5 protein-coding genes are annotated in these 6,397 nt (G+C 72.3%); 3 read left to right on the top strand and 2 right to left on the bottom strand.

What is annotated here, in order from left to right:
- Nucleotides 1–102 precede the first annotated feature (102 nt).
- Nucleotides 103–936, bottom strand: a complete 834-nt coding sequence (locus A2U95_RS29075; protein WP_166028486.1) for an aldo/keto reductase — start codon at nt 934–936, stop codon at nt 103–105.
- 76 nt (nt 937–1,012) lie between these two features.
- Nucleotides 1,013–2,227 carry an MFS transporter gene (locus tag A2U95_RS29070; protein WP_166028484.1) on the bottom strand — a complete coding sequence of 405 codons (1,215 nt, stop codon included), beginning with the start codon at nt 2,225–2,227 and terminating at the stop codon, nt 1,013–1,015.
- 164 nt (nt 2,228–2,391) lie between these two features.
- On the opposite strand from A2U95_RS29070, the gene A2U95_RS29065 reads away from it, so the two are divergent.
- The 3 genes from A2U95_RS29065 to katG all read left to right on the top strand — a co-directional run bounded on the left by A2U95_RS29065 (nt 2,392) and on the right by katG (nt 6,279).
- On the top strand, nt 2,392–2,847 hold the full coding sequence (locus A2U95_RS29065; protein WP_166028483.1) for a MarR family winged helix-turn-helix transcriptional regulator: 456 nt from the start codon (nt 2,392–2,394) through the stop codon (nt 2,845–2,847).
- 718 nt (nt 2,848–3,565) lie between these two features.
- Nucleotides 3,566–3,997, top strand: a complete 432-nt coding sequence (locus A2U95_RS29060) for a Fur family transcriptional regulator (RefSeq protein ID WP_166028482.1) — start codon at nt 3,566–3,568, stop codon at nt 3,995–3,997.
- Nucleotides 3,998–4,050: 53 nt separating this feature from the next.
- On the top strand, nt 4,051–6,279 hold the full coding sequence (gene katG, locus A2U95_RS29055) for a catalase/peroxidase HPI (protein WP_166028480.1): 2,229 nt from the start codon (nt 4,051–4,053) through the stop codon (nt 6,277–6,279).
- The last annotated feature ends 118 nt before the right edge of the window (nt 6,280–6,397 follow it).

The following is a 6,397-nucleotide window of genomic DNA, read 5'->3' as shown; positions in this document are numbered from 1 at the left end:
GCCGGCGGGCCCGGCCGGTGGCGCGAACCTCACCGGCCGGGCCCGCCGGGCCGTGGGGGCCGCCCGTGCCGCGGATTCCCCGGTGCGGGCTCCTGCCGCGGGTCAGTTGAAGGCGTCCGGGTCGGGGCCCGTGCGCAGCCCCCGGTCGAGGGCGGCGAGGGAGGCCATCTCCTCGTCGGTGAGGGCGAAGTCGAAGACGTCGATGTTCTCGGCGATCCGCGACGGGGTGACCGACTTGGGGATCACGATGTTGCCCAGCTGCAGGTGCCAGCGCAGCACGATCTGCGCGGGGGACCTGCCGTACCGCTGCGCGAGGGTCACGATCGGCTCCTCCCCCAGTACCGCACCCTGCGCCAGCGGGCTCCACGCCTCGGTGGCGATACCGAGTTCACCGTGCACGGCGCGCAGTTCGGCCTGCTGGAGGCCGGGGTGCAGCTCCACCTGGTTGACGGCCGGGACCAGCGAGCTGTGCTCCAGCAGCCGGCGCAGGTGCGCGGGCTGGAAGTTGGAGACTCCCACCGCGCGGGCCCGGCCGTCGGCGGCCAGCCGCTCGAGGGCGCGCCAGGTGTCGAGGTACCGGTCACGGGCCGGTGTGGGCCAGTGGATCAGGTACAGGTCGACGTGGTCGAGGCCCAGCTTGGCGAGGCTCTCGTCGAAGGCGCGGAGGGTGGCGTCGTAGCCCTGGTCGGCGTTCCACAGCTTGGTGGTGACGAACAGTTCCTCGCGGGCGATGCCGGAGGCGGCGAGCGCCTTGCCGACGCCGGCCTCGTTGCCGTAGACGGCGGCGGTGTCGATGGAGCGGTAACCGGCCCGGAGGGCGGCGGTGACGGCGGCGGTGGTGTCCTCGTCGGGGACCTGGAAGACGCCGAAGCCCAGCTGGGGGATGGTGACGCCGTTGTTGAGGGTGACGGCGGGGACGGCGGGGACGGTGCTCATGGTGCTTCCTTGAGGTTCTGGTGGTGCGAGGTTCCGGTGGTGCGGACGGTTCGGGCGTCCGGGGCGGTGGCGGGGTTCACGGGGCCACCGGCTCGGAGGCGGCCCGCGGGGTGGACCCGGTGACCACCCGGCCCGTGGAGCCGGAGCGGCCGCGCCGGTCGAGGTGGGCCGCGAGGAAGGACAGCAGGAGGGCGACGGCCGCCAGGACGGCGCCGACCCAGTTCGGGGCGGTCCAGCCGAGGCCGCCGGCGATCACCAGGCCGCCCAGCCAGGCGGCCAGGGCGTTGCCCAGGTTGAAGGCGCCGATGTTGGCGGCGGAGGCCAGGGTGGGCGCGGCGGACGCCTGGTCCAGCACCCACTTCTGCAGCGGCGGCACGGTGGCGAAGCCCAGCGCGCCGATCAGCGTCAGCGTGACGGCGGCGAGCACCTTGTGGTGGGCGGTGAAGGTGAAGACCAGCAGCGTCGCGGAGAGCGCGGCCAGGGCGGTGAACAGCATCGGCATCAGCGCGCGGTCGGCGAGCTTCCCGCCGGCCAGGTTGCCGAGGAACATGCCGAGGCCGAAGAGGACCAGCAGCCAGGTGACGGAGGCCTCCGCGTAGCCGGTGACCTCGGTCATCATCGGCGTGATGTAGGTGATGGCCGCGAAGACGCCGCCGTAGCCCAGCACGGTCATCGCCATCGCCAGCCACACCTGGACGTTGCGGAAGGCGGCGAACTCGGCCCGGACGTCGGCGGCCGGCGGGCGGCCGGTCTCGGGGATCAGCCTGGCGACGCCGAGCAACCCGACCAGGCCGAGGGCCGCGACCGCGGCGAAGGTGATCCGCCAGCCGGCGGCGTGGCCGAGGTAGGTGCCGCCGGGGACGCCGACGACGTTGGCGACGGTCAGGCCCATGAACATCAGCGAGATCGCCGACGCCCGCCGGTGCGGGGCCACCAGGTCGGCGGCGACCACGGAGCCGATTCCGAAGAACGCGCCGTGCGCCAGGGAGGCGACGATCCGGCCCGCCAGCATCAGGCCGAAGGACGGAGCCACCGCCGAGAGCGCGTTGCCGACGACGAAGAGCGCCATCAGGAACGTCAGCATCTTCTTGCGGGAGACCTTGGTGCCGAGCACGGTCAGCAGGGGGGCACCGAGGACGACACCGAGGGCGTAGCCGGTCACCAGCCATCCGGCGGTGGGGATGGAGACACCGAACTCGCCCGCGACCTGGGGCAGCACGCCCATGATGACGAACTCGGTGGTGCCGATCCCGAAGGCCCCGATGGCCAGGGCCAGGAGCGCGAGAGGCATGGGACGAACTCCCAGTCGTTGTGGGGGGTGGTAACTGGCGAGAACAATAGTTGCACACGCTGAATAATTGCAAGCGCGGGCTAAATCTGGCCCGAGGTAACCGCCGTATGGAAGGATTGTGTCGTCCGCGGAAGGTCCGCCCCGTAGCCGAGCAGGAGGTCAGCGTGACCGCGACCGATCCCTCGCTCACCGCCCTCGCAGACGGCTGGTGCGCACTCTCCCTCCTGCACGGCAGGATCGAGTCCCACCTCGAGCGCGCCCTGCAGCGCCACGGTCTGAGCGCGCGGGAGTACTCCTTGCTGGACGTCCTCAGCCGGCAGCACGACGGGGCCGGCGGTCACCTGCAGATGAAGCAGGTGGCGGACGCCGTGGTGCTGAGCCAGAGCGCCACCACGCGCCTGGTGACCCGGCTGGAGGACCGCGGCCTGCTGGCGCGCTACCTCTGCCCCACCGACCGGCGCGGCATCTACACGGACGTCTCCGACGCGGGCCTCGCCCTGCTCGCGGAGGCCCGGCCGACCCATGACGCGGCGCTGCGCGAGGCGCTCGACGAAGCCGCCGGCGATCCCCGGCTGGAGCCCCTGGTGCGGGTGGTGGAGACCGCGCGCACCGTCGCCTGACCGGCGCACGCACCTGACCGGCGGCGCCGCGGCCGGCCGGGGACGCCCGGCGGCCCGCTGCGGCCGGCCGGCGCCCAGGAGGAACGGGGGGAGATCCTCGTGCGCCGGGGCCGTGCGCGCCGCGAACCGCCGGACCTCGCCGCGGAACGAGCGGCCCTCCAGCCGGCTCCGCGCACCGCCCCGCGCCCGTGGATGCGGGCGTCGACCAGCACCTCGGCGCCGGCGTCGCCGATCTGGCAGTCGAGGACGGGCCAGGCGCTCGCGACGCGGTCCGCGATCCGCGATCCGCGGGAAGGCCCGGTACGACCGGCCGAGGGCCGGCGAGCGGAGCAGCGCGCGGGTGAAGCGGCCCACCGGGGCGGCAAGCGCGGCCTTGTGGCGGGAGACGCCCTCGAAGGGCAGGCCGCGGCGGGCGCAGAGGAAGCCGAGGACCCCCGCACCGGCCGCCCCGGCTGCGGCCGTGCGCCCGACTCCGGCCGCGTCCGCGGCCCCGCGCGCGGACGGGATCCCCGATCGACGAACGGAGCGAGTCGTCATCGCCGGGAACCCTGCCGCCCCGCCGACGGTTCGTCAGATCCTTTCACCGGGACCGTCGACGACTCCAAGGGGTCGCCGATCCCCCTGAAAAGCGGACGATCCACGACAAAGAACCGTCTCACAAACTTGAATCGTTCGTCTTTCTGTACCTATCGCCTCAAGCCATGTAGTGTTCGACACCATGACCGCAAACCCCGCCTCGCCCGCCGAGGAACTGCGCGGCGCCGGCCTGCGGGTGACGGCAGCCCGCGTCGCGCTGCTCGAAACCGTCAGGGCCGGCGACCACCTCGGCGTCGAGGCGATCGCCTCCGGCGTACGGGAGCGCGTGGGCCACGTCTCCACCCAGGCCGTCTACGAGGCGCTGCACGCGCTGACGGCCGTGGGGCTGGTCCGCCGCATCGAACCGGCCGGCAGCCCGGCCCGGTACGAGGGCCGCGTCGGGGACAACCACCACCACGTCGTCTGCCGCTCCTGCGGCACCGTCGCCGACGTGGACTGCGCGGTCGGTCAGGCCCCCTGCCTGACCGCCTCCCAGAACCACGGCTTCGTCATCGAAGAGGCCGAGGTGACGTACTGGGGCCTGTGCCCCGCCTGTTCCACCGCTCGCCAGTAGTCCCACAGCTCGCAGTACCTGAGCCGTGACCGCCTGATCCAGAAGGACAGACATTGACTGAGAACCACGACGCCATCGTCACCGAGCCGAAGGCGGAGACGGGCGGCTGCCCCGTCGCGCACGGCGCGCGCGCCCCTCACCCGACCGCGGGCGGCGGCAACCGCCAGTGGTGGCCTGAGCGGCTCAACCTCAAGATCCTCGCCAAGAACCCCGCGGTCGCCAACCCGCTGGGTGAGGAGTTCGACTACGCCGAGGCCTTCAAGGGCCTCGACCTCGCCGCCGTCAAGCAGGACATCGCCGCGCTCCTCACCGAGTCGCAGGACTGGTGGCCGGCGGACTACGGCCACTACGGCCCGTTCATGATCCGCATGGCGTGGCACAGCGCCGGCACCTACCGCATCACCGACGGCCGCGGTGGCGCGGGCGCCGGTCAGCAGCGCTTCGCTCCGCTGAACAGCTGGCCGGACAACGTCAACCTGGACAAGGCCCGCCGCCTGCTGTGGCCGGTCAAGAAGAAGTACGGCAAGGCCATCTCCTGGGCCGACCTGATGGTCCTCGCGGGCAACGTCGCCCTGGAGTCGATGGGCTTCGAGACGTTCGGCTTCGCCGGCGGCCGCGCGGACGTGTGGGAGCCCGACGAGGACGTGTACTGGGGCCCGGAGACCACCTGGCTCGGCGACGAGCGCTACTCCGGTGACCGTGAGCTCGAGGAGCCCCTCGCCGCGGTCCAGATGGGTCTGATCTACGTCAACCCCGAGGGCCCCAACGGCAACGGCGACCCGCTCGCCGCCGCCCGCGACATCCGCGAGACGTTCCGCCGCATGGCAATGAACGACGAGGAGACCGTCGCCCTGATCGCCGGTGGTCACACCTTCGGCAAGGCGCACGGCAACGGCCCGGCGGACGCCGTGGGCGACGACCCGGAGGCCGCCGGCCTCGAGGAGCAGGGCCTGGGCTGGCGCAACAGCCACGGCACCGGCAAGGGTGCGGACACCGTCACCTCCGGTCTCGAGGGCGCCTGGACCTACGAGCCCACCAAGTGGGACAACGAGTACTTCAAGATCCTGTTCGGCTACGAGTGGGAGCAGTTCCGCAGCCCGGCCGGCGCCCTGCAGTGGCGTCCGAAGCACGGTGCGGGCAAGGTCGTCCCCGACGCCCACCTCGAGGGCGTCCGGCACCAGCCGATCATGTTCACCACCGACCTCGCGCTGCGCATGGACCCGGTCTACGCGGAGATCTCGCAGCGCTTCCTGGAGGACGAGCGCGCCTTCGCCGACGCGTTCGCCCGCGCCTGGTTCAAGCTGACCCACCGCGACATGGGCCCGGTCGTCCGCTACCTCGGCCCCGAGGTCCCCTCCGAGGTCCTGATCTGGCAGGACCCGCTGCCGGAGCGCACCTTCGAGGTCGTCGACGAGGCCGACGTCAAGGCCCTCAAGGCCAAGATCGCCGAGTCGGGCCTGACCGTCTCGCAGCTGGTGTCCACCGCGTGGGCCTCCGCGTCCTCCTTCCGCGGCAGCGACAAGCGCGGCGGCGCCAACGGCGCCCGCATCCGCCTGCAGCCGCAGGCCGACTGGGAGGTCAACGAGCCGGCGAAGCTCAAGACCGTCCTGAACACCCTCGAGGGCGTCCAGGAGTCCTTCAACGCCTCCCTCTCCGGCGGCAAGCAGGTCTCCCTGGCCGACGTCATCGTCCTCGCCGGCGCCGTCGGCGTCGAGCTGGCCGCCAAGGAGGCGGGCTTCGACATCGAGGTTCCGTTCACCGCGGGCCGCGTCGACGCCACCCAGGAGCAGACGGACGTCGAGTCCTTCGCCGCCCTCGAGCCGAAGGCGGACGGCTTCCGCAACTACCTCGGCAAGGCCAACCGCCTGCCCGCCGAGCACCTGCTGATCGACCGCGCCAACCTGCTGGGCCTGAGCGCTCCCGAGATGACCGTCCTGGTCGGCGGTCTGCGCGTCCTCGGCGCCAACTACCAGGACGCGGACCACGGTGTCCTCACCGACGCCCCGGGCAGGCTCACCAACGACTTCTTCGTCAACCTGCTCGACCTGGGCACGACGTGGAAGCCGGTGGACGGCGAGAACAACCTGTACGAGGCCTTCGACGAGGCCACCGGCAAGAAGAAGTGGACCGGCACCCGTGCCGACCTCGTCTTCGGTTCCAACTCCGAGCTGCGCGCCCTCGCCGAGGTCTACGCGAGCGACGACGCCAAGGAGAAGTTCGTCCAGGACTTCGTCCGGGCGTGGAACAAGGTCATGAACGCCGACCGCTTCGACCTGGTCTGACCGATCCCCGATCGGCTCCGGGAGCCCGGTCCGTCCGGCCCCTGAGGAACGCCCCCGCCCGGCCGCGAGGCCGGCGGGGGCGTTCCCGCGTCACGCGGCGTTCCCGCACCGCGCGGCG

The sequence above is a fragment of the Streptomyces chilikensis genome (assembly GCF_001642695.1).
GTDB classification, from domain to species: domain Bacteria; phylum Actinomycetota; class Actinomycetes; order Streptomycetales; family Streptomycetaceae; genus Streptomyces; species Streptomyces chilikensis.
The sequence above is the reverse complement of the archived record's forward strand: the minus strand, read 5'-3'. Positions and strand labels throughout refer to the sequence as shown.